Source organism: Gordonia hydrophobica NBRC 16057 (assembly GCF_001592365.1).
GTDB classification, from domain to species: domain Bacteria; phylum Actinomycetota; class Actinomycetes; order Mycobacteriales; family Mycobacteriaceae; genus Gordonia; species Gordonia hydrophobica.
Map to the genome: position 1 here is coordinate 62,979 of NZ_BCWU01000007.1, position 22,341 is coordinate 85,319.

General features: G+C 67.7%; 24 protein-coding genes and 1 pseudogene. 14 read left to right on the plus strand and 11 right to left on the minus strand.

Annotated features, from left to right (window positions below; all coding sequences use genetic code 11):
• Positions 1–3: 3 nt before the first annotated feature.
• The gene (locus GH2_RS12840) at positions 4–1,242 is read right to left on the minus strand and encodes an Nramp family divalent metal transporter (protein WP_066168633.1); all 1,239 of its coding nucleotides are present in this window, start codon (positions 1,240–1,242) and stop codon (positions 4–6) included.
• Positions 1,243–1,380: 138 nt separating this feature from the next.
• Between GH2_RS12840 and GH2_RS12845 the strand changes: the two genes are divergently transcribed.
• Positions 1,381–2,250 (plus strand): alpha/beta fold hydrolase, encoded by an 870-nt coding sequence (locus GH2_RS12845; protein ID WP_066168635.1) that lies wholly within the window; start codon positions 1,381–1,383, stop codon positions 2,248–2,250.
• A 110-nt stretch (positions 2,251–2,360) separates the two neighbouring features.
• Here GH2_RS12845 and GH2_RS12850 read toward each other — a convergent pair whose 3' ends face one another.
• The 6 genes from GH2_RS12850 to hsaA form a co-directional block, all read right to left on the minus strand.
• Entirely contained in the window at positions 2,361–3,506 is a 1,146-nt protein-coding gene (locus tag GH2_RS12850) for a sulfotransferase family protein (protein WP_066168637.1), read from the minus strand.
• Positions 3,499–4,278, minus strand: coding sequence for an SDR family oxidoreductase (locus GH2_RS12855; protein WP_066168639.1), 780 nt, complete (start codon positions 4,276–4,278; stop codon positions 3,499–3,501). Before GH2_RS12855 ends, GH2_RS12850 begins: the two co-directional genes overlap by 8 nt.
• A gap of 41 nt (positions 4,279–4,319) precedes the next feature.
• Positions 4,320–5,516 carry a hypothetical protein gene (locus tag GH2_RS12860; RefSeq protein WP_244885381.1) on the minus strand — a complete coding sequence of 399 codons (1,197 nt, stop codon included), beginning with the start codon at positions 5,514–5,516 and terminating at the stop codon, positions 4,320–4,322.
• Positions 5,507–6,082, minus strand: a complete 576-nt coding sequence (gene hsaB / locus GH2_RS12865) for a 3-hydroxy-9,10-secoandrosta-1,3,5(10)-triene-9,17-dione monooxygenase reductase subunit (RefSeq protein WP_066168643.1) — start codon at positions 6,080–6,082, stop codon at positions 5,507–5,509. Before hsaB ends, GH2_RS12860 begins: the two co-directional genes overlap by 10 nt.
• A gap of 31 nt (positions 6,083–6,113) precedes the next feature.
• Entirely contained in the window at positions 6,114–7,028 is a 915-nt protein-coding gene (gene hsaC / locus GH2_RS12870; RefSeq protein WP_066168644.1) for an iron-dependent extradiol dioxygenase HsaC, read from the minus strand.
• A gap of 166 nt (positions 7,029–7,194) precedes the next feature.
• On the minus strand, positions 7,195–8,379 hold the full coding sequence (gene hsaA, locus GH2_RS12875; protein WP_066168646.1) for a 3-hydroxy-9,10-secoandrosta-1,3,5(10)-triene-9,17-dione monooxygenase oxygenase subunit: 1,185 nt from the start codon (positions 8,377–8,379) through the stop codon (positions 7,195–7,197).
• A gap of 160 nt (positions 8,380–8,539) precedes the next feature.
• Between hsaA and GH2_RS12880 the strand changes: the two genes are divergently transcribed.
• The 3 genes from GH2_RS12880 (at position 8,540) to GH2_RS12890 (ending at position 10,477) form a co-directional block, all read left to right on the plus strand.
• On the plus strand, positions 8,540–9,697 hold the full coding sequence (locus tag GH2_RS12880) for a 3-ketosteroid-9-alpha-monooxygenase, oxygenase component (protein ID WP_066169184.1): 1,158 nt from the start codon (positions 8,540–8,542) through the stop codon (positions 9,695–9,697).
• Positions 9,697–10,083: a hypothetical protein gene (locus GH2_RS12885; protein WP_066168648.1), complete on the plus strand. Its 387-nt coding sequence runs from the start codon at positions 9,697–9,699 to the stop codon at positions 10,081–10,083. The genes GH2_RS12880 and GH2_RS12885 overlap by 1 nt, the downstream gene beginning before the upstream one ends.
• Positions 10,084–10,153: 70 nt before the next feature.
• Complete coding sequence (locus tag GH2_RS12890) at positions 10,154–10,477, plus strand: helix-turn-helix domain-containing protein (protein ID WP_066168650.1); 324 nt, start codon at positions 10,154–10,156, stop codon at positions 10,475–10,477.
• 4 nt (positions 10,478–10,481) lie between these two features.
• On the opposite strand, the gene GH2_RS12895 is transcribed toward GH2_RS12890, so the two are convergent.
• Positions 10,482–11,069 carry a ClpP family protease gene (locus GH2_RS12895; RefSeq protein ID WP_066168652.1) on the minus strand — a complete coding sequence of 196 codons (588 nt, stop codon included), beginning with the start codon at positions 11,067–11,069 and terminating at the stop codon, positions 10,482–10,484.
• Positions 11,066–11,686, minus strand: a complete 621-nt coding sequence (locus GH2_RS12900; RefSeq protein WP_066168654.1) for a ClpP family protease — start codon at positions 11,684–11,686, stop codon at positions 11,066–11,068. The genes GH2_RS12895 and GH2_RS12900 overlap by 4 nt, the downstream gene beginning before the upstream one ends.
• A gap of 199 nt (positions 11,687–11,885) precedes the next feature.
• Between GH2_RS12900 and GH2_RS12905 the strand changes: the two genes are divergently transcribed.
• From GH2_RS12905 to GH2_RS12925, 5 genes are all read left to right on the plus strand, one after another.
• Complete coding sequence (locus tag GH2_RS12905) at positions 11,886–12,683, plus strand: VOC family protein (protein WP_066169185.1); 798 nt, start codon at positions 11,886–11,888, stop codon at positions 12,681–12,683.
• A 3-nt stretch (positions 12,684–12,686) separates the two neighbouring features.
• Positions 12,687–13,529: a class I SAM-dependent methyltransferase gene (locus GH2_RS12910; RefSeq protein WP_066168656.1), complete on the plus strand. Its 843-nt coding sequence runs from the start codon at positions 12,687–12,689 to the stop codon at positions 13,527–13,529.
• 124 nt (positions 13,530–13,653) lie between these two features.
• The gene (gene kstD / locus GH2_RS12915) at positions 13,654–15,372 is read left to right on the plus strand and encodes a 3-oxosteroid 1-dehydrogenase (protein ID WP_066168658.1); all 1,719 of its coding nucleotides are present in this window, start codon (positions 13,654–13,656) and stop codon (positions 15,370–15,372) included.
• Between the two features lie 5 nt (positions 15,373–15,377).
• Positions 15,378–16,238: an enoyl-CoA hydratase ChsH3 gene (chsH3, locus tag GH2_RS12920; protein WP_066168660.1), complete on the plus strand. Its 861-nt coding sequence runs from the start codon at positions 15,378–15,380 to the stop codon at positions 16,236–16,238.
• 14 nt (positions 16,239–16,252) lie between these two features.
• On the plus strand, positions 16,253–16,684 hold the full coding sequence (locus GH2_RS12925) for a DUF6918 family protein (RefSeq protein WP_066168662.1): 432 nt from the start codon (positions 16,253–16,255) through the stop codon (positions 16,682–16,684).
• 48 nt (positions 16,685–16,732) lie between these two features.
• On the opposite strand, the gene GH2_RS21755 is transcribed toward GH2_RS12925, so the two are convergent.
• The gene (locus tag GH2_RS21755; protein ID WP_169802452.1) at positions 16,733–16,873 is read right to left on the minus strand and encodes a hypothetical protein; all 141 of its coding nucleotides are present in this window, start codon (positions 16,871–16,873) and stop codon (positions 16,733–16,735) included.
• A 141-nt stretch (positions 16,874–17,014) separates the two neighbouring features.
• On the opposite strand from GH2_RS21755, the gene GH2_RS12930 reads away from it, so the two are divergent.
• Together GH2_RS12930 and GH2_RS12935 are read left to right on the plus strand one after the other, a co-directional pair.
• Complete coding sequence (locus GH2_RS12930; RefSeq protein WP_239588892.1) at positions 17,015–18,541, plus strand: MFS transporter; 1,527 nt, start codon at positions 17,015–17,017, stop codon at positions 18,539–18,541.
• A gap of 214 nt (positions 18,542–18,755) precedes the next feature.
• Entirely contained in the window at positions 18,756–19,310 is a 555-nt protein-coding gene (locus GH2_RS12935) for a hypothetical protein (RefSeq protein ID WP_066168664.1), read from the plus strand.
• 8 nt (positions 19,311–19,318) lie between these two features.
• On the opposite strand, the gene GH2_RS12940 is transcribed toward GH2_RS12935, so the two are convergent.
• Positions 19,319–19,702 carry a DUF5313 family protein gene (locus GH2_RS12940; protein WP_066168666.1) on the minus strand — a complete coding sequence of 128 codons (384 nt, stop codon included), beginning with the start codon at positions 19,700–19,702 and terminating at the stop codon, positions 19,319–19,321.
• A 97-nt stretch (positions 19,703–19,799) separates the two neighbouring features.
• On the opposite strand from GH2_RS12940, the gene GH2_RS12945 reads away from it, so the two are divergent.
• The 3 genes and pseudogenes from GH2_RS12945 to GH2_RS12955 all read left to right on the plus strand — a co-directional run bounded on the left by GH2_RS12945 (position 19,800) and on the right by GH2_RS12955 (position 22,326).
• On the plus strand, positions 19,800–20,255 hold the full coding sequence (locus GH2_RS12945; RefSeq protein ID WP_066168668.1) for a MarR family winged helix-turn-helix transcriptional regulator: 456 nt from the start codon (positions 19,800–19,802) through the stop codon (positions 20,253–20,255).
• A gap of 51 nt (positions 20,256–20,306) precedes the next feature.
• Positions 20,307–20,486, plus strand: a pseudogene (locus tag GH2_RS12950) (aldehyde dehydrogenase family protein); the annotation flags it as partial.
• Between the two features lie 232 nt (positions 20,487–20,718).
• Positions 20,719–22,326: an ABC-F family ATP-binding cassette domain-containing protein gene (locus GH2_RS12955; protein WP_066168672.1), complete on the plus strand. Its 1,608-nt coding sequence runs from the start codon at positions 20,719–20,721 to the stop codon at positions 22,324–22,326.
• Positions 22,327–22,341 lie beyond the last annotated feature (15 nt).

A 22,341-nucleotide genomic window follows, 5' to 3' on the forward strand; every position in this document is an offset into this window, starting at 1 on the left:
CGATCAGCCGCCGATGCCCGTCACCGTCAGCACCACGAGGGCGACGTTCAGCACGACGATCGCAACGACCGCCGCGGCCGAGGCTCCGCGCAACCAGGCGTTGTCGGCGAACGGCCCCATGAGTCGTTTGTCGGCGGTGTAGCGGCGCAGCGGGATGATCGCGAACGGGATGCCGAAGCTCAGCACCACCTGCGAGATCACCAGGGCCATCGTCGGATCAACCCCGATCGCGAGCACCACGACGGCGGGGACCAGCGTCACCGACCGACGAACGATCATGGGGATCCGCTTGCGAATCAGCCCGCTCATGATGGTGCCGCCCGCGTAGGAGCCGACCGACGTCGACGCGATGCCCGACGCCAGGAGTCCGACGGCGAAGGCCGCCGCGACGATCGGTCCGAGCGCGTCGCCGACAGCGGCGTGGGCGCCCTCGATGGTGTCGGTGCCCTCGCGCCCGTACAGACTCGAGGCGGCCAGGACCAGCAAGGCGATGTTCACAGTTCCGGCGATCACCAGCGCGACGACGACGTCGAGTCGGGTGGCCGCGAGCAGCGCTCGGATTCGACGATGTCCCGTCGGCCTGCCGTGTCGATCGATGACGAGCGAGGAGTGCAGGTAGATGGCGTGCGGCATCACCGTGGCGCCGAGCATCGATGCGGCGAGGAGGACCGTCTCGGTGCCGTCGAGGCGCGGCAGCATGCCGTTCACGACGCCGCCGGCGTCGGGCGGATTGATCACGAGACCGGCGAGGAATCCCACGACGATGATCGCCAGCAGTGCGACGATCACGTGCTCGAACTGTCGTTGACGCTGCGGGTTCGCGAGCCCGAGCAGAGCCATCGAGATCAGGCCGACGATCACCCCGCCGACCGGGAGCGGCAGCCCGAAGAGCAGGTTGAGTGCGATCGCCCCGCCGATGACCTCGGCGATGTCGGTGGCGCCCGCCACGAGTTCGGCCTGCCCCCAGAACATCAGTCGGCCGCGCCGCGAGAGCCGCTCACCGAGTGTCGCGGGCAGTGTCTTCCCGGTGACCACACCGAGCTTCGCCGCCTGATACTGCACCATCACGGCCATCACGTTGGCGACGACGAGCACCCAGACCAGCAGGTAACCGTACTTGGCTCCGGCAGTGATGTTGGCGGCGACGTTTCCCGGATCCACGTACGCGATCGCCGCCACGAAGGCAGGCCCCAGCAGACCGACGCTCCGCGCCGTCACCCCTTTTCGCACACGCTGCAACATAGGTTGAGGTTAACCGCGAGTGAAAGATTCGGTCAACCGAAACCTGCATGAGGTAGGTCACCGGTCACCGGGACCGTCCGCGGCGCGATTCCGACGTCGACGCCCGAATCCTCCGATCGGCGGTGTAGTAGTGGATGAATGGCTTCCTCCACGGCACACCACTTCACCGTCTCGAGCGCAGACCTCACCCTCCACGGCGATCACTGGCCCGCGGCCACCGACGCACACGGTCTCACTCCCGCGCTGCTGTTGCACGGCGGCGGGCAGACGCGGCACTCGTGGGACCGGACTGCGGCAGCCCTCGCCGCGCGCGGCCGTGACGTCTACACCCTCGACCTCCGCGGTCACGGCGACAGCTCGTGGGCCCCGGACGGGGATTACGCCTTGGACGCGTTCGTCGGCGACCTCCGCGCCGTCCTGGCTGACCGTGCCCGCAAACCGGTGATCATCGGCGCCTCGCTCGGCGGCATCACCGGACTGTGCACCGTCGGCGAGAACCCCGACATCGCGGCGGCCCTGGTGATGGTCGACGTCGTCGTCAACGTCGAGCAGAAGGGCATCGACCGCATCAAGTCGTTCATGACCGACCACATCGGCGGGTTCGCCGACCTCGAGGAGGTGGCTGACGCCATCGCCGCGTACAACCCGGAGCGCACGCGCCCGAAGAACCTCGACGGCCTGAAGAAGAACGTCCGCCTCCACGACGACGGCCGCTGGTACTGGCACTGGGATCCCGAGTTCATGAAGTCGGACGAGGGCGACGAGCCTCGTCGACACACCGATCCAGCGCGCCTTGCGGCCGCCGCCCGCACCGTGACGGCGCCGACGCTGGTGGTGCGCGGCGGGAAGTCGGACGTCGTCAGCGACGCGGGCATCGCCCACATGCGCGAGTTGGTTCCGCACGCCGAGATCGCCGACGTCAGCGCGGCCGGACACATGGTGGCCGGAGACGACAACGAGGTGTTCGCCGCGGCGATCGTCGAGTTCCTGGAGCGGCATTCGCTGTAGCCGCTCAGGCCAGCCGCGGTTTCTTCCACATCTCGGCGCCGGCGCGGCGACAGCGCAAATATGGTGCGTTCGTGCGGCCTATAGCCGCGCGGACGCACCATATTTCTCAGTCAGGAATCGCTGAACGCCGCACGCACCTGGTCGGCGGTCAATCCGTAGTCCTCGAGGGCGTACGTGTGCTGCGGTCGGCGGTCGCCGGACTTGGACTCCTCGTCGAGCGCGATCATCGCAGCGCGCGCTTCGTCGGAGAGCGGGGTCCCGACCGCGCGGTACACCTTCTCGACGGCCGAGAACGGGTCGGACCGCAGGTCGGCGAAGTCGATGTCGACGAACTGGGCGGGATCGTAGCGTCGGCGGGCCGCAGAGAAGTTCCGGAGCCCGCGCGACCAGAGGTCGAGCTGCGTCTGACCGATCCGTTCCGGGGTGTAGGCGCGCGAGTGGCCGACCGTCGCCTGCTCGGCGAGACTGCACATGGAGCCGATGATGGTCTCCGGCGCGCGATGCGTCTGCACGATGATCGCGTCCGGGTACACCTCCATGATCGCGTCGAGCGCGAACAGGTGACTCGGGTTCTTCAGGACCCACCGACGATCGGCGTCGTGCAGTCCGATCAACTGCAGATTGCGCTTGTGCCGCGCATAGGCGGGCGTCCAACTCTGCTGCGAGAGCCACGACGAGTACTCGGGGATGTGCGCGAGCGTCTCATACGAGATCGACATCAGCGACTGCCGCAGCAGCTGCCAGCACTCCTCCACCTCGGCGGCCCCCATGTAGTGCAGCCCCATGAACTCGGGGTTCTCCACGTGGTGCTGCGACAGGCCCGCATCGATCTGCTGAAAGACCGGATTGTCCGCCCAGGTCTCGCGCGCCGGTCGCGGCTGCGGGAACTCTGTCAGCCACATCTCCAGGCCCTGGTTGGCCGGGTCCGCGGCAAGCAGCCGGTGCAGTGCGGTGGTGCCGGTCCGCGGCAGACCCGTGACGAAGACCGGCCGCTCGATCGCGACGTCCGCGTACTGCGGGTGGGCCTTCCACCCGGCCTCGCTCAGCAGTCGCGCGATCAGCGCACCCTTGAGGAAGTAGCGGAACATCTTGCTGCCCAGCGGCTCCAACTCCGCGGTGCTCGCATACGACGACAGGAGGACCGACAATCCCTCGCGGTAGTCGTCGCCGCCGAAGTCGGTCAGCCCGACCGTCCGGGACGCGGCCTCGTGCAGGTCGTCGACCGTGCCGACGGAAGTGCGCTCAGTGCTAGTCATGGTATTCACCGCAGTTCACGTCGAGGGTGTGGCCGGTGATGGACGACGCCATCGATGATGCGAGGAACACCGCCGCGTCGGCGATCTCGTCGGGTTCGGGCAGGCGTTTGAGGTCGCTCTTCGACGCCGTCTGCTCGTACACCTGCTCCGGGGTGATGCCGTACTTCTTCGCGATCTCGCCGAAATACCACTTGAGCTGGTCGTCCCAGATGTAGCCGGGGGCCACGCTGTTGATGCGGATCCCCTTCTCGCCGAGCTCCGTCGCCAACGACTGCGACATCGCGAGCAGGGCCGACTTCGCGAGCTTGTAACTGCCGTACCGCGGCTCCGAATGCCGGATCACCATCGAGTTGATGGTGACGATCGAACCGGCCGCCGCCTCCAGCGCAGGCGTGAACGCCTTGATCACGCGCAGCGTGCCCAGCACCGTCAGGTCCAGGCTCGCGGTGATGTGGTCGAAGTCGGTCCGCGCCAGCGGCTTCATCGACGGCACCGCGAACGCATTGTTGATCAGGACGTCCGCGCCGCCGAACTCTGCGGTGACCGTCGCGACCAGGTTGTCGACGGCCGCGTCGTCAGTGATGTCGGTCGGCACCACCAGCGCTTGCGCACCCGCCTCCCGCACCTGCGCGGCCACCTCGTCGAGACGCGAACGGGTCCGCGCTGCGAGCACCACGCGCGCCCCGTTGGCGGCCGCCCGCAGACACAGCGACCGGCCCAGCGCCGGGCCGACGCCGGAGACCACGACGACCTTCTCGTTCAGTAGTGACATGTGCTCTCTTTCGTCGGCGATGGAAGTCGGCAGGCGAGCGATCAGCCGAGCATGCGGCGAGCGAAGGCCCGCTGTCGCACCGCGATCCGGTCCGCCCAGCCGGCGGCATCGATGCGATTGTCCGGGTAGTAGGGCAGGTACGCGTCGACGTCGGCGTCGTCGACGACCACCGCCGTCGGCCCCAGCTCCGGCGCGATGGGCGCCTCGGTGCGCTGCCACCGGAACTGCAGGATGCCCCGACGACGACCGGTGGTCTCCACCCAGTTCGCGACGCCGGGGTCGACGGCCGAGATCACCATGCGGATCATGCCGTCCGGATCCACCTGTGCCTGCGCTGACGTGAGGGACGTCTGATGGTTCACGTAGTCGAGCGAGATGTACCAGAGACTGCCGAGCTGGAAGCCCTGATAGGGTGCGTCGGACTTCGGCACCGTAACGATCATCGCCTTACCAGCAGGTAGATCGAAGTGCCCGACCGAGGAGAACTGGGTCGCGAGACCGCCCGGCGTGGTGCGCGGCGCGGTGAACGTGTTGACCGGCTCCCCGAGGTAGAACCACTGGGGAAAGTTGAACCAGGTGTTGACGCGCGCGGTCAGCATCTTCGCCGCGATCGCGTACCGCTTGGCGATGCGCGAGGTCGCGAGTTCCACCGGAGCCACACCGACCGCATCGACGCGCTCGATGGTGATCGATCCCCTGGCCTCGGTGGCCCAGTCGCTGTAGACCTCGCGCACCGACAGCATGGTCGCGCCCTCGCCGAGGACGAAGTGCGTGCCCGCCGGGGCATCGGGGTTCTCCGGCCCGAAGGTGATCTCGAAACTGCCGTCCTCGGCGATCGGGATCGCACGGTCGTCGAAGGCCACCTCACCGCCGGGGACGTCGTCGGCGGTGTAGTTGCCGCGCAGCACCTGGAACGCAAGATCCGCGGTGGTGCCGCGGACACCGCGCACCACGTACGAGGCCTCCGGCTCCACCGTCGCGTGGTAGTAGATGGTGTCCGGGTTGTCGAGCCCCATCTTCGCGTAGGGCCCCGTCGAGGTGACGAAGTACGGGTGCGACTTCTCGCCGGCACGCGCCACCTGCAGGATCGACGAGATGCCGCCCGCCAGATAGTCGAGCCCCTCGGCGACGTCAGCGTCCGTCTCGGCGAACTCCGCCGACAGGACCAGGGCCTCCGCCTCGGCGATCGCGTCGGTGAACGGTTTGGTGACCCCCGCGAGGTCGGCGCCTACAGCCACGTGTCTCCTCCGTTCCAGGTCAGGAAATTGTCGAGTTCGGTCTGTGCGGGAGTGACCCGCGGATGCTCAGTCGAGAGGTATCCGCCGCGATAGAACAGCAGCGGCTTGTCCTGCAGTACGTCGCCGAGAGTCAGCGCCCGACCGACGACGATCCAGTGGTCGCCGCCGTCGGCGACGCTCTCCACCGAGCACTCCACCCACGTGAGGTTGTTGCGCAGCACGGGCAGCCCGGCAGGCGACGCGTCCCAGCTGATGGACTTGAACTTGTCCGAGCCGGGGGCGCCGAACGTCGCGCTGACGTCCTGCTGCCGGTTGGAGAGGATGTTGACGCAGAACGTCCCGCGCTGCTCGATCACCGGCCACGTCCGTGACGTCCGCTGCGCACAGAACAGCACGAGCGGTGGGTCCAGGGACAGCGCCGCGAACGACTGGCAGGCGAACCCCACCGGATTGTCATCGGCGTCGAGCGAGGTGATCACCGTGACGCCGGTGCAGAACTGGCCCATCGCGGTCCGGAACTGTCGGGAGTCGAATTCATCGGTTCCATACGGGGAATGCGGAGTCATCGGACTCTCCTACTCGTGAGCTCAGGTCTGGCTACTTCATGCCGATCGTGAAGTCGTGGCCCCACAGACTGACGGCCGTCGACTCGCGGGCCACCCAGTCATCGTCGTCCACCTGACGTCCCTCGCACCCGAACTCGACGTCGAAGCCGCCGGGCGTCTTCATGTAGAACGACAGCATCAGGTCGTTGACGTGGCGACCCAGGGTCGCCGACATCGCGACCTTCTTGCGCAGCGCGCGATCGTGGGCCAGGCCGACGTCGTCGGAGTTCTCCACCTCCACCATCAGGTGAACGATGCCCGTCGAGTTGGGGATCGGCAGAAACGCCATCGAATGGTGCCGCGGATTGCAGCCGAAGAACCGCAGCCACGCCGGCTCCTCGCCCTCCTGGCGGCCGACGACCTGCGGAGGCAGACGCATGGAATCGCGCAGTCGGAACCCCAGCACGTCGCGATAGAACGCCAACGCCTTCGCGTCGTCGGTCGTGGTCAGCACCACGTGGCCGAGCCCCTGCTCGCCGGTGACGAACCGGTGACCGTACGGGCTGACGACCCGACGATGCTGCAGCGCGACGCCGTGGAACGCTTCGAGGACATTGCCGTCGGGATCGGCGAAGACGATCAACTCGGCCACGCGGCGGTCCGCGATCTCCTCCGCGGTGCCCTCGCGATACTCGACGCCGGCGGAGTCGAGGCGCTCACGCACCTCCTGCAGACCCGCCGCCGTCGCGCACTCCCAGCCCGAGCAGGCCAGATGATCGCGGTCCGACGGCACGATCACCAGGCGCGCCGGGAAGTCGTCCATCCGGAGGTACAGGGCGCCGGGGATACTGCCTCGCCCCTCGATCATCCCGAGGACCTTCAGTCCGTACTCACGCCACGCATCCATGTCCGTGGCGTCGATCCGCATGTAGCCGAGAGACCGGATGGGGCTCTGGTCGTCAGTCATGTGTTCCTTCAGGTGTGTGGTGGGGGTGGGGTGGGTTTGGGCTCGTCTACCCAGCCCTTGTCACGCGGTCTCGACCGACGCCTCGGCCTTCGGCCTCGGACGTCGGCTCGACCTGTCGCTCCGCTCCATCGGCTCGACCCGCGACTCCGTCGCGCGCTCCGCGCCGCTAGACCATGGTGTCGCCGATGGGGATGCCGAACTCGCCGTTGCCGAAGGCCTGGTAGGCGCGTTCGGGGTCGTTGGCTGCGTGGACGCGGCCGGCGTGGGCGTCGCGCCAGAAACGCTGGATCGGAGTACCGTTCTCCAGCGCGTGGGCGCCCGAGTTCTCGAAGAGCAGGTCGATCGCGTCGATCGCACGACCGGTGGCGCGCACCTGGTCCCGACGCGCGGCCAGACGCAGCTCCATCGGCACCTCGACGCCCTCCACGATGAGGTCGTACTCGGCCTGCAGATTGCCCGCGAGCTGCCGCCAGGCGGCGTCGATGTCCGAGGCCGCCTCGGCGATGCGCACCTTGGCGAACGGATCGTCCTTCGACTTCTCGCCCGCATAGGCAGCGCGAACCCGCTTGCCCTGGTGTTCGACGTGCGCGGCGTATGCGCCGTACGCCATGCCGACGATCGGCGCGGAGATGACCGACGGATGGATGGTGCCCCACGGCATCTTGTACACCGGCGCCGTGTTCTTCTCCAGGCCCGGTGCCTTCCCGGTGCTCATGGTGCGGAAGCTGAGCATGCGATGGGTCGGGACGAAGACGTCCTTGACCTCGATCGTGTTGGAGCCGGTGCCGCGCAGGCCCACCACGTTCCAGACGTCCTTGATCGTGTAATCACTGCGCGGAATCAAGTAGCTGACGAAATCGACCGGCTTGCCGTCTTTGATGACGGGACCGCCGACCACGACCCACTCGGCGATCTCACAACCCGACGACCACGCCCACGATCCGTTGACCGTGTACCCGCCGTCGACCACCTCCCCCATGCCCATCGGCGCGTACGACGACGAGATCCGAGTGTCGGGATCGGTACCCCAGACGTCTTCCTGCGCCTGCTGGCTGAACAGCGCGAGATGCCAGTTGTGGACGCCCACGATGCCCGACACCCAGCCGGTGGACCCGCAGGCGCTCGCCAATCGGCGGACCGCTTCGTAGTAGGTCACCGGGTCGGACTGCAGTCCGCCCCACTGCTCCGGCTGCAGCAGCTTGAAGAAGCCGGTCGCCTGCACGAGATCTGCGAGGTCGTCGGGGATCCGCCGTGCGTCTTCCGTCGCCTGCGCCCGCTGGGCGAGGTCGGGAAGCAGCGCGTCGATCCGGTCGAGAACCTGTTGCGCGGCCTCGCTTCGCTGTCCTGCCATGAGAGTCACTCCTGTTCGTGTCATCCGCTCGATGCCAATATTAGAACACGTTCTCATTCAAAACTAGAACACGTTCTTATTTTACCCTGGAACGTGTTCTAATATGGACGTAGACGGGCCCGTGTGCCCGAAGCAGACACCGAACGAGGAGTCCACGACGATGGTTGACACCGACATCCGGGAAATCGACACCGGCACACCACCCACACGTTTCGCGCGCGGATGGCACTGCATCGGCCTGGTCGACGAGTTCACCGACGGGCAGACGCATTCATTGGAGATCTTCGGCACCAAGCTCGTCGTCTGGGCCGACCGCGAGGGCGACGTCCACACACTCGACGCCTACTGCCGCCACATGGGCGCCGACCTGTCGATGGGCACGGTCAAGGGCGACAACGTCGCCTGCGCGTTCCACGGATGGGAATGGAACGGCAAGGGCCGCTGTGCGTCCGTCCCCTACGCCAAGCGGCATCCGAAGCTCGCCAAGACCCGCACCTGGCCCACCATGGTCCGCAACGGTCAGGTCTTCGTCTACAACGACCCCGAGGGCAACCCGCCGTCCGAGGACATCGTCATTCCCGAGCTCGCCGAGTTCGGCGCCGACGAGTGGACGCCGTGGACCTGGAACAAGATCGTGATCGAGGGCTCCAACTGCCGCGAGATCATCGACAACGTGGTCGACATGGCGCACTTCTTCTATGTGCACTACGCCCTGCCCGACTATTTCAAGAACGTCTTCGAGGGCGAGACCGCGGCGCAGTACATGAACAGCCACGGCCGCCCCGACGTCGGCATCTCGACCGCCTACGGCGACACCCGGCTCGAGTCGATCGCCGCCTACTACGGCCCGTCCTACATGCTCAACCCGATGGTTCAGTACTACGGCGAGTACTCGGTCGAGACCATCCTGACCAACTGCCACTACCCGATCGACGCGAACTCGTTCGTCCTCATGTTCGGCGTGATGGCGAAGGTGCCGCAGGGACTGACTCCCGAGCAGGCCGACGTCATGGCGAAGAAGATCAGCAAGGGCGTCGAGGTCGGATTCATGCAGGACGTCGCGATCTGGAGGCAGAAGACCCGGATCGACAACCCGCTGCTCGTCGAGGAGGACGGACCCGTCTACCAGCTGCGCCGCTGGTACGAGCAGTTCTACGTCGACGCCGCCGACGTCACCGAGGAGATGTCCGGCAGATACGAGTACGAGATCGACACCGCCAAGGCGCAGGAGAGCTGGAACCTCGAAGTCCAGGAGAACCTGCGGATCCAGGCGGAGAAGAAGGCCGCCGAGGAAGCGGCCGAGGGCGCGTCGGTCTGATGACTCGCGCCGACGAACGCGATGCGGCGGCACCAGGCTGGGCCAAGGCGCCGCAGTGGTCGCACGACCCGGATCGGGCCGCGGCGATCGCGGACGCCACCGCCCGCGATCGTCGGCACTATCTCGCAGGCGGGATGACGGACATCGAATGCCGCACCTGCCACGCCCACGTGATGGTGAAGAAGACTGGCGCCCATCACACCAGCGTCCAGTGGAACGACGACGCGCAGGCCCGGTGCGCGCAGATCGCCGAGATCCGGGAGGCCGGCGGCAATGCTGCACTGCTCCCGACCTGTCCGCGACTGTCGGCGAGCATCGACCACGGTGTCGCCGAGGGAATCATCCCCGCTGAATCTCCCGATGAGGATCCTGACGGCTACTGGTGACGTGAATTCTCACCTTCTGCTCACTGCAGAACGCCTGGCCGACCGCAGAACAGGCCATTAACGTAGTGACATGGCTCCCACGTCACTCGCCCGCCTATCGATCGTCGCCGCTCCGCTGTACCGCGAGGAACTCGGCGCGCACCTGCGCGATCTCCGGCATCGGCGCGGCGAACGACTCGCCGACACTGCGAGCCGGGCCGGGGTCTCGACGCAGTACCTCTCCGAGATCGAGCGCGGGCGCAAGGACCCGTCCAGCGAGATCGTCGAAGCGGTGTCCGTCGCACTCGGGACCACTGTCGGCGACGTCGCGATCGCGGTCGGACACCGTCTGCGCGATCTCGCACGAGCGCCCGGCACGAGCCTCCGTGCGCGGGCGTTCGCGCTGGCTGCCTGAGCGATCACCGTACGTCGGCCACGTGGTCGACCAGTCCGTAGTCGACCGCTGCACCCGCGGTGAACACGCGCGTGTGGTTGGTATCGGCACGCAATTCCTGCTCGGAGTGTCCGGTGTGACAAGCAAGAATCCGCTCCATGTCGCCGCGCACCCGAATGAGCTCTTCCGCCTCGATGATGAGGTCCGGGATCGTTCCCCGGCCCTCTGCCCCCGGCTGGTGCAGAACCACGCGCGAATGCGGGGTTGCCGATCGTAGTCCCGGCGCGCCGGCCGCCAGGAGCACGGCACCCACTGAGACCGCCTGCCCCACGCATGTCGTCGACACCGCAGGCGAGACGTACTGCATCGTGTCGTAAATGGCCAGCATCGCAGCCGGATCACCGCCCTCGCAGTTGATGTACAACTCGATGTCCCGATCCGGGTTATCGGACTCCAGATACAACAGTTGTGCGACGAGCGCGTTCGCGACACCGGCGTCGATCGGCGTTCCCAAGTAGATGATCCGATTCGACAGCAGATGCGAGTACACGTCGGTGACGCGCTCACCGGACGGCGTGCGTTCAATGACACTCGGGATGGAGTACGTGCTCATCGACCCCCTCCCGTCAGGCCGAAGCCGGCGGGTGACAGCGGTGGAACCACGGCCGCGAAGTCGTCGACCACCTCGTCGATGAAACCGTAGGCGAGTGCCTCCGAGACGGAGAACCAGCGATCCCGCAACGAGTCCTCGAAGACCCGCTCCACTGGTTGCCCGGTATCGTCGGCGATCAGCCCGAGGACCGTGTCCCGCGTGTGCCGGAGGTCGTCGGCCTGCAGTTCGACGTCCGCGGCAGTGCCTCCGATCCCCGCCGAGCCCTGATGCAGCAGGATCCGCGCATGCGGCAGGGCACGCCGCTTGCCGTGTGCACCTGCCGACAGGAGGAACTGGCCTGCACTGCACGCGATACCCAAGGCCAGGGTCGCGACATCGCACGGGATCAGTCGCATCACATCGCGGATGGCGAGCATCGACGGAACCGATCCTCCGGGCGAGTGGATCCACAAGGAGATGTCAGTACCCGCATCGGCAGCAGCAAGTTCCATCAACTGGCTGATGAGCAGGGTTCCGTTGTCGTCGTCGAGCCGGCCGTCGAGGACGACGATGCGGCGGTCGAAGAGCCGCCTGCGCTGGCGGCGGTCGAAGTGTGGGGTGCGATCCGATTCGGTCATGACTCGATCGTGCGCCAACGTCGCGGTGATCGACCATACGTTGCTGCGCTGGGCAGATCTGCTGTGAGCGGCGTCGGCGGAGACTGTCGCAGGAACATCTGTCGAACACCGCATTAGCCGTCGACAGAGCCGCTGCGATCGGCAAGGATCGATGGTGACGTTCCTGAAGCTCTCCGTCCTCATCGAAAGCGAGACCGACATGCCCGTCTACTCCGCCCCTCCGGGTGCTCCCATCTGGTTCGACCTCATGTCCAGCGACGTCGACCGCGCAACCGCGTTCTACAACGCGATCTTCGGGTGGTCGGCGGAAGAACCGTCCGCCGACTTCGGCGGCTACCGCAACTTCACGGCCAACGGCAACCGGGTGGCAGGCCTGATGCCGATGGCCGGTTCGGACACCGAGCCGACGAACGTGTGGGCCGTCTACTTCCGCAGCGACGACGCCGCCGCGACCACCGCCTCCGTCACCGAGCACGGCGGCACCGTGATCGTGCCGCCGATGGCCGTCGGCGACATGGGCACGATGGCCGTCTACATCGATCCGGCGGGCGGCGCGTTCGGCGTCTGGCAGCCCGGCACGCACCCCGGTTTCGTCGAGCACGGCGAACCCGGGACACCGTATTGGTTCGACGAGATGTCGATGGACTACGACGCCTCCACCGCGTTCTACCGGAACCTGTTCGGCTGGACGCTCGAGGACGTCGGCACCGGCGGCGGAGGCGGCGGACCCGACCGCTATTCCGTCGTGCACCCGACCGGCGAGGACGACGGCGTTGCGGGAATCATGGCCGCCGCGGGCATGTTCGGCGAGGGCCATCCCTCGTTCTGGCAGGTGTACATCACCGTCGACGACGTCGACGCGGTCCTGGCGAAGGTCACCGACCTCGGTGGCGAGATCCTGATGCCCGCCGACGAATCGCCGTGGGGCACTCTCGCCTCGTTCAAGGATCCGATGGGCGCCGCGATCTGCATCGGCAAGCCGCCGGCCGGGATGTAGCCCGTGGCCGAGTCACCGCTGAACCGGGACTGGTCCGCCTCCGGCGGCGGATGGGCCGCGCAGGGCGCGCTGTTCGACCACGTGTTCCGGCCGGCGACCGAGGCCATCGTCGCGGCGGCGGATCTGACCGGCACCGTGCTCGACGTCGGCTGCGGTACCGGCGCGCTGCTGGAGGCCGCGGCCGCCGCCGGCGCCCGTCCGGTCGGCGTCGACATCTCGCCCGCGATGATCGAGGTCGCGGCGCAGCGGGTTCCCGATGCGCGCACGCTGGTCGCCGATGCGGGCGCCGCCGATCTCCGCGCCCTGACCGACGGCGCGGGCTTCGACCGCATCGTCTCGCGGTTCGGCGTGATGTTCTTCGCCGATCCGGTCGCCGCGTTCGCCAACGTCGGCGCTGCGGCGAAACCCGGCGCGAGTCTCACCTTCGTGTGCTGGCAGGACCGGCGGGACAACCTGATCTTCCACCTGGGCATCGACGTCCTCGCAGCCGCTGTGGACCCGCCGCCGACGCGACCCGCGCCGGGCGAGCCGGGCCCGATGGCGTTCGGCGATCCCGACCACGTCCGGCGCTTGCTGGCCGATTCCGGCTGGGTCGACGTCGTCGTCGACGACTTCACCTTCACCAGCACGTATTCGCGGGACGACGGCGCCGGTGGACTCACCGATGGGGTGGAGGAGCGGCTCGCGATCATCGCCGCGACCAGCGGCGGCGAGTTGCGCGCACAACTCGGCGACGACGCCTGGTTCGGTTTGATCGAGCGTTCCCGGGCCGACATCCGCGCGCACGTGGTCGACGGCGTCCTGTCGCACGACAACCATTGCTGGTTGGTGACCGCTCGCCGATGAGCCGCTCGGGACCGGCGACGTCGCGACCTCCCCTACCGAAGTGAACACGTTCTAGTTTAGGCTGTAAGTGAAACGTGTTCTATTTTGCGTGCCCGCGTGAGTTCGCCGAGCCGAAGGGAAGTCAATGAGCGAGGAATTCGACGTCATCGTCGTCGGGGCGGGCGGTGCCGGACTGGCCGCTGCGCTCACCGCAGCCAGCAAGGGCTTGAAGACCGTCCTGATTGAGAAGTCGCCCTACTGGGGCGGGTCCACGTCACGCTCGGGCGGCGGCGTGTGGATCCCCAACAACTCCGTGCTGCGACGCGACGGCGTCCAGGACACCCCGGAACGGGCTCGCGAGTACGCACATGCGATCATCGGCGAGCACGCCCCCGCCGAGCGGATCGACACCTACCTCGATCGCGGCCCGGAGGCGCTCGACTACCTGATCGCCCACTCACCGCTGAATCTGGAGTGGGTCAAGGGCTATTCGGACTACTACCCGGAGGCGCCCGGCGGTCGCGCCATGGGTCGATCCGTGGAGCCGCGGCCGTTCGACGCCCGCCAGTTGGGCGACGACCTCGCCACCCTGCACCCGCAGTACACCAAGGCTCCGCTGAACATGGTGGTGCTGCAGTCCGACTACCGCTGGCTCAACACCGGCCTGCGGCACTGGCGCGGCCCGCTGCGTATGGCCAAGGTCGGCGCTCGATTCTTCTGGTCGCGCCTGCGCGGGAAGAAGATGATCGCCATGGGTGCGGCACTCGCCGCCGAGCTGCTCGTCGGCTGCCGACAGGCCGGAGTGGACGTGCGCCTGAACACCCCGCTGACCGACCTCATCACCGAGAAGGGCGCGGTCGTCGGGGTTCATGCCACCGTCGACGGCGCATCGACCGAGCTCCGCGCCCGCTACGGGGTCATCCTCGGCACCGGCGGCTTCGAGCACAACCCGCAGATGCGCGCCAAGTACCAGCGCGCGCCGATCGGTAGCGAGTGGACCACCGGCGCACCGTCGAACACCGGCGACGGCATCACCGCGGCGATCGCGGCGGGCGCGGACGTCGCCCTCATGGACGACGCGTGGTGGGGTCCGACGATCCCGCTGCCGAAGGGCCCGTGGTTCGCCCTGTCCGAGCGATCGGTGCCCGGCACGTTCATCGTCAACACGCGCGGCGATCGCTTCATGAACGAGTCGCTCCCGTACGTCGAGGCCGTCCATCAGATGTACGGCGGCACGTTCGGGCAGGGCGACGGCCCGGGCGAGAACGTCCCGAGCTGGCTGATCTTCGACCAGCGCTGCCGCAATCGCTACCTGTTCGCCGGCGTCACCGCGCGTCAGCCGCTCCCGAAGAGCTGGCTCAAATCCGGCGTGGTCGTCAAGGCCGCGACCCTCGACGAGCTCGCCGAGCAGACCGGTCTGCCCGCCGACCGACTCAAGGCCACCACGGAACGGTTCAACGGGTTCGCCCGCAGCGGCACCGACTCCGACTTCCACCGCGGCACCAGCGCCTACGACCACTACTACGGCGACATCACCAACAAGCCGAACCCCAGCCTCGGTGTGGTCGACACGGCGCCGTTCTATGCGGTCAAGATGGTGCCCGGCGATCTCGGGACCAAGGGCGGAGTCACCACCGACGCCGCGGGCCGGGCCCTCCGCGCGGACGGTTCGGTGATCGAAGGCCTGTACGCCTCGGGCAATACGAGCGCACCGGTCATGGGTCATACCTATGCCGGTCCGGGCGCGACGATCGGTCCCGCGATGGTCTTCGGATACCTCGCGGCGCTCGACGCGGTCAGCAAGTCGCAAGCATCCGTCGATCCGTCGGACATCCCGTCCGACCCAACTCACGCAGGAGCCTGACACCCATGCCCATCGATCCGTCCGTCGCCGTCGGCGCCGATCTCGGCGAGACCACCTTCTCGTGGACCCCGCGCGAAGTCGCGCTGTACAACCTCGCCGTGGGCGGTGCACACGATCCGATGGACACCGTCGGCCTGCAGTACGTGGACGACGTCGCCCCCAAGGTGCTGCCGTCGTTCGCGACCGTCGCCGCGTCGTTCCACGCCACCGAGGCGCCGAAGGTCGAGTTCCCGGGTGTGGACATCGATCTGGCGAAGGTCGTCCACGGCGCCCAGCAGGTGCGGGTGCACCGGCCGCTGCCCGCGACGGGCACCGCGACCATGCGGACGCGGATCTCCGAGGTGCAGGACAAGGGTTCGGCCGCGGTGATCGTTCAGGAGTCGACCGTGGTCGACCAGGCGGGCGAGCCGTTGTGGACGGCGCAGTCGTCGATCTTCGCCAAGGGCGAGGGCGGCTTCGGCGGCGACCGGGGCACGTCGACGCGCATCGAGTTGCCCGACCGTGCCGCCGACCACGAGATCCTGGTGCCGACCCGTCCGGAGCAGGCGCTGCTGTATCGCCTGTGCGGCGACCGGAATCCATTGCACAGCAACCCGGCCTTCGCCGCCGCGGCCGGATTTCCGCGCCCTATCCTGCACGGACTGTGCACCTACGGCAGCGTGGCCCGCGCGGTGGTCGACGAAGTCTTGGGCGGCGACGTCGGCGCGCTGGCCGAGTACAGCGTGAGTTTCGCGGGAGTGGTGTTCCCCGGCGAGACGCTCCGCGTGCGCGCCTGGGAAGATGGCGACCGACTGCTTGCGGCCACCACCGTCGTCGACCGCGACGACGCACCGGCCCTGGGCAACGTCGTCTTCACCAGATCCTGACTGAAAGGCAAGGCATGTCCGCCACGCTCGTTCCCCTGCTCGACGCCAATCGCGAGGCCATGGCTTCCGACTTCGCCGACGTCATCGACGCGGAGGTGAAGAAGCAGTCCGGCCTGTCCGGCGCTGCGATCAAGACCGCCTACGCGGCCGCTCAGAAGTTCAAGCCGGGCGTGGTGCAGGTCGCGACCAGCAAGATGCTCCCGGAGTTCATGACCGCACTCTCGCCGCTGTGGGACTCCAAGCCGGCGGGCACCTCGTTCGGCGACCATCTGAAGGCCAACGAGGACGCTGCGGCCGAGGCGCTACTGGCCGTCACCGACGGCCAGGCGGAGCATGCTCCCGCGGTCCTGGCGAAGACCTACAAGAGCGTCCGCGGCAAGGCCAAGGGCTACGTGGTCGACGCACTCGGCCCGGTGGGCGACGTCGTCGAGAAGTACGCGGGATAGTCGACGACGGTTTGTGACGATGCGAGCGCGGTCTGATCTCTCTGCAGATCAGACCGCGCTTGCCACTATCAGCAGGAGTGCGGCGAACACGCCCACCAGGATCGCCAGCATCACCAGCATGCGCCAGACGTGGATCCGGCCCTGCGGCAACGGAGTTACGCGGCTGGACGTGACGTGGTTGGAGGCCATGGTGATCACCTTTCGGTTTGAGAGTGATCTGTTGTCCGTGTGACCAATGTGTCACAAGTTACAAATGAAAGCGGTGAACTGATGGTGCGTGTCGGGGGAAGACGCAGTGACGATCAGGTGAGCGGATCACCTTCGTTCGCGATGTGGTGGCTGGTGCTGGTCGCCTGCCTCGCGGTGAGCCTGGTGGTCGCGGCGATGGCCGCACTCAACACCGCGCTCCCCGACATCGCTCTCTCGACCGGCGCGACGACCGGCCAGATGACCTGGATCATCGACGGCTACACGCTGGTCTTGGCCGCACTCCTGCTGCCCGCGGGCGCGATCGGCGATCGACTCGGCCGCAAGCCCGTCCTGCTGGTCGGCCTGGCCGTCTTCGGCGTCGCGTCCCTCGCCGCCGTCTGGGTCGACACTCCGACGCAACTGATCGTGACGCGCCTGATCGCCGGCGCGGGCGCCGCCATGATCATGCCCGCCACCCTGTCGCTGATCAGTGCGGGCGTCCCGCGCGAGAAGCGGGCCATCGCGATCAGCGTGTGGGCGGGCGTCGCCGGCGCGGGCGCGATCCTCGGCTTCTTCGTCACCGGCGTGCTGCTGAACTTCTTCAGTTGGCACTCGGTGTTCATCACCTTCGCCGTCTCGTCGCTGGCCACCCTGCTCGTGACGCTGACGATCGGCAGTTCGAAAGACGACGCCCCCGGCGCCTTCGATCTCGTCGGTTCACTGACCTCCATGACCGCGGTGGCGGGCATCGTCTTCGGACTGCTCGAAGCGCCGCATCGGGGCTGGTCCGATCCGCTGATCCTGGTGTGCCTGATCGGCGGCGTGGCCATGGGGGCGAGCTTCGTGATCATCGAACTGCGTCGCGTCTCGCCACTGTTGGACGTGCGCCTGTTCCGCAATCGCGCATTCGCCTCCGGCTCGCTGTCCGTCGCACTCCAGTTCCTCGCGTCGTTCGGGGTCTTCTATCTGCTCCTGCTGCAACTCCAACTCGTGTTCGGCTACTCGCCGCTCAAGTCGGCCGTCGCGCTTTTTCCGATGGTGGTCGGCGTCGGCGTGTTCGCCATGCTCGGCAACTGGGTCGCGGTGCGCTTCGATTCGCTGCGCATCGTGCTCTCCGGCGGGATCGCCATCGCAGGCATCGGTGTTCTCTCGATCGGGCTGGTCGACGCCGACACGTACTGGAAGCTCGGCATCATGCTCGGCGTGGTCGCGATCGGCATCGGACTCGCGACGGCGCCGTCGACCACCGCCATCATGTCCAATACGCCGCTCGAGAATCAGGGCGTCGGCTCGGCGGTCAACGACACCGCTCGGGAACTGGGCGCGGCGATCGGCATCGCGCTCGCGGGCAGCATGCTGGCCGCAGGCTACGAGGAGCGCATCGGCGCGACCGCCGACCTCGCCCACCAGCAGATCTCCGCGATCTCGCCCGACGCCGGACAGCAGGCGGCCGACGGGATCCGCGGCTCGTTGGTGGGGGCGATGAAGGTCGCCGAGCAGCTGCCCGCGAACGCCGCACCGCTGGCGCAACGGATCGTCGACGGCGCCCAAGCGGCCTTCCTGCCGCCACTGCAGTCGGCCTGCCTGGTGTTGGGATCGATTCTCCTCGTCGGCGCGGTCGGCCTCGGCTGGTTCGCCCCGCGGGCCGTCATGCCGTCGGACGAGTGAGTCGCCATCAGCAGCACACTGCGCCGCCGGCCATCGGCTGAACACCGTCGTGTCGGCGCTCTGACGCCCGGCGAATTCCGGCAGCACGGACGGGTAATCTGAGAGACCACAGACATCCGCGAGAATCCCGACGCCAGCGCCCGGAACACGGGCGGTCGCGGCGGGGCGATCCAGGCAGGGGGCAGCGGTGAAACGAGTGTGGATCGCAGCAGTCATGGCTCTCGCCGGCGCCGCGCTGGCGACCGCGTGCGGATCCGACACCGCGCCGTCGACCGATGCCAGCACGCCTCCGGGGATCAGCGCGGTCACCCCGCCCGCAGCGGGCACGTCGACCATCACCATCACCTCGGTGCCGCTGACGCCGGACACCTCGTCGGCCGTCGATGTGGATCCCGCCGACTACACCGTCGACGGACACTCCGGCCGCTATCGGTGGAGCTATTCCCGGAAGCCGCTGCGTGAATGCGCTCTGACCACCGCGACGGATCAGGTCCCGCCGCAGGTCACCTGCTCGGCTCCGTACCCGCCGGAGGCTCCGACCATCAGCGTCGACGGCTTCACCGCGGCGCCCAATGCGGTCGTGCTCACCGGAGAGGGCGCCCGAGCCACCATCATCGAGGGCGGCCCGGAGGTCGCGAAGCCGCTCCCCGCAGGCAAGCGCCTCACCGTGGGCGGACTCTCCTGCACCGCGCTGCCGCACGACTCGATCTCGTGCACCGCGTCCGACGCGTGGTTCACCGTCGAGAACGGAGTGCTCCGCACGTCGTGACCGTCAGGTCAGGCGCGGCGCGAGACGTAGACCTCGTCGTAGCGCAGTTTCGCGGCGTCGGCCTGGACCCGCTGCCGCTGCGTCAGGGGCGAATGACCCAGGCCGTGCTTGCGCATCCGCACCACGCGGTTCTGCGCCATGTATGCGGCCGAGAAGATGAGCGCCAGCAGCACCGCGAGCAAGACCATCAACGCGCGGATCCACACGGCGCCGTCGAACGCGAAGAACAACGCCAGGTACAGGGGTGAGAACGCGAACTGCGTGCGGATCAAGTGGCGTGGTGTCGCCATCGGACCGGTCAGATCGTTGCGCACCCACTCCCGTTTGCTGTCCGGCAGCTTCGCACCGTACGCATACCTGACCCACTGAACCGGATTCGGGCGACTACTCATGTCGAACCTCTCGAAGATAGATCGTGCGCTATTAATTAATACCCAATCTACTGCACGATTAGATCGTGCGCTACTGAACTGTCGTAGAATCGGTCACATGGTCGCGATCGCCGGAAACCCACTGCTCCTCGAACGCCAGGTGTGCTTTGCACTCGCGCTGGCAAACCGCTCGGTGCTGCGTGTGTACCGCCGACTGCTTCACCCGCTCGGCCTCACCCATCCGCAGTATCTGGTGATGCTGGCGCTGTGGCAGCACGCACCGTTGCCGGTCAAGGAGATCGGGCACCTCCTCCAACTCGACTCGGCGACCCTCTCCCCCATGCTCAAACGACTCGAGACGGACGGCGTCATCGAGCGACGACGCAGCGGCGACGACGAGCGCAGTGTCGAGATCCACCTCACCGACGCCGGCGTCGCGCTGCGCGAGCAAGCACTGGCGATCCCCGAGCAGGTGGTCGACGCGCTCGGCGGCGACCTGCCTTTGCTGGAAGAACTGCACACCGTCCTGACGAAGGTCAACGCGGCAGCGGTCGCTTCCGAAATCGGCGGATAGGCATACTGTGGAGTGATCGACACCACAGACCGCACCCCGCAGCGACCCGGCGCCCACCGCGTGGCATCGGCCGTCCAGACCGGCACCATCGGCATCGGCCGCTACATCCCCGACCCGATCGCGCCGTTCGGCGGTGTCAAGAGCAGCGGGATCGGTCGCGAACTGGGGCCGGAACGCTTGGCCGCCTACCCGAACCTGAAGTCGACCTACCGGTCACTGGAGCTGCTGTGAATCCCATGCGGATCGGCTGACCGGCCACCGCGACGCCGCGCACCGATCGAGGTGCGCGGCGTCGTCGTGGTCAATCGCGTGGCTCGTCAGCCCGCTGGAGGGTATGGTGGCCGACGTGGAGATCGAGGTCGACAGAATCTGACGCCGTCACACGGCACCCGTCTGTCCAATTCCGACCGCATGTCGTGCCGTCTCGACCGGCCTGCGTCGTCTTCTCACGAAGGATCTCCTCATGTCTCTGCCCCCGTCGTCGATCGCATTGCACGACGTCTCGTTCGCCTGGCCGGACGGCAGTATCGCCCTCGACCATGTCGACGGCTCATTCGTCCCGGGCCGGACCGGCCTCGTCGGCCGCAACGGTTCGGGTAAGTCCACGCTGCTCAAACTGGTGGCGGGACGGTTGGCGCCCGCCTCCGGCCGAGTCGACGTCGCAGGCGACGTCGGCTACCTCCCGCAGGACCTGACGCTGGCCGCCGACGCCACCGTCGCCGATCTCCTGGGCATCTCTGCGGTGCGGACCGCGTTGCGTGCCATCGAATCCGGCGACGCCGACCCGATTCACTTCGACACCATCGGCGACGACTGGGACATCGAGGGACGCGCCGACGAGGCCCTCGGCCGGATCGGCTTCTCGGCGGCCGACCTCGACCGCCGCGTCGCCGAACTCTCCGGCGGTGAGGCCATGCTGGTGGCCGTCAGCGGTCTGCGGTTGCGTCGTACCGCCATCACCCTGCTCGACGAGCCGACCAACAACCTCGACCGCCCGACGCGGGCGCGGCTCGCGGAGATGATCGACGACTGGCCCGGCACCCTGGTCGTCGTCAGCCACGACCTCGAGTTGCTCGAACGCATGGAGAACACCGCCGAACTGCGCGCCGGTCGGATCGAAGTCTTCGGCGGGCCGTACAGCGAGTGGCGCGCGTACGTGGAGCAGGAGCAGGCCGCGGCGGTCCAGGCCGCGCGGACGGCGCAGCAGACGCTCAAGACCGAGAAGCGCCAGCGGGTGGAGGCCGAGACCAAGCTCGCCCGCCGAGAACGGACCGCGAAGAAGACAGCCCGTGACGGCGGCATTCCGAAGATCGTGCAGGGCATGCGCGCCAACGCGGCGCAGAACTCGGCGGGGTCACTGCGTACCGGACTCGATCAGAAGGTCCAGGCGGCGCAGGCCGCCGTCGATGCCGCCGATGCGAGGGTCCGCGACGACGACCACATCAGTCTCGACCTCCCCGATCCCGCGGTGCCCCGCAGTAGGCGGATCGCCGAGTTCACCGACGGTGAGCGCACGGTGATCGTGCAGGGGCCCGAGCGGGTGGCGGTGGTGGGGCCGAACGGGTCCGGCAAGACCACCCTGCTCGAAGCGATGGTGTCCGGAGTCGAGCCGTCGGCGGGGCGCGCGGGAGGTCGTCTGCTCACCGAGCGATTCGGTTATCTGCCGCAGCGCCTGGACGGTCTGGACGAGACTGCGAACGCCCTCGCGAACGTGCAGGCGGTGGCTCCCGACGCCGATGCGGGTCTCATCCGAAACCGCCTGGCGCGACTCCTGCTGCGCGGCGCCGCGGTGGACCGCCCGGTGTCGACGCTGTCGGGCGGCGAGCGTTTCCGCGTCTGCTTGGCGAAACTGCTCTTCGCCGATCCGGTCGCCCACGTGCTGATCCTCGACGAGCCGACCAACAACCTGGACGTCGCGAGTGTGGAGCAACTGGTCGACGCCCTGCTCGCCTATCGCGGCGCGCTGATCGTCGTCAGTCACGACTACCCGTTCCTGGAGAAGTTGGGTCTGGACACCGTCGTCGAGTTGGACGGGGTCGGTGGGCTGCGGCAGCACGCCGAGTTGCCGTAGTCCGCAGACTTTGCG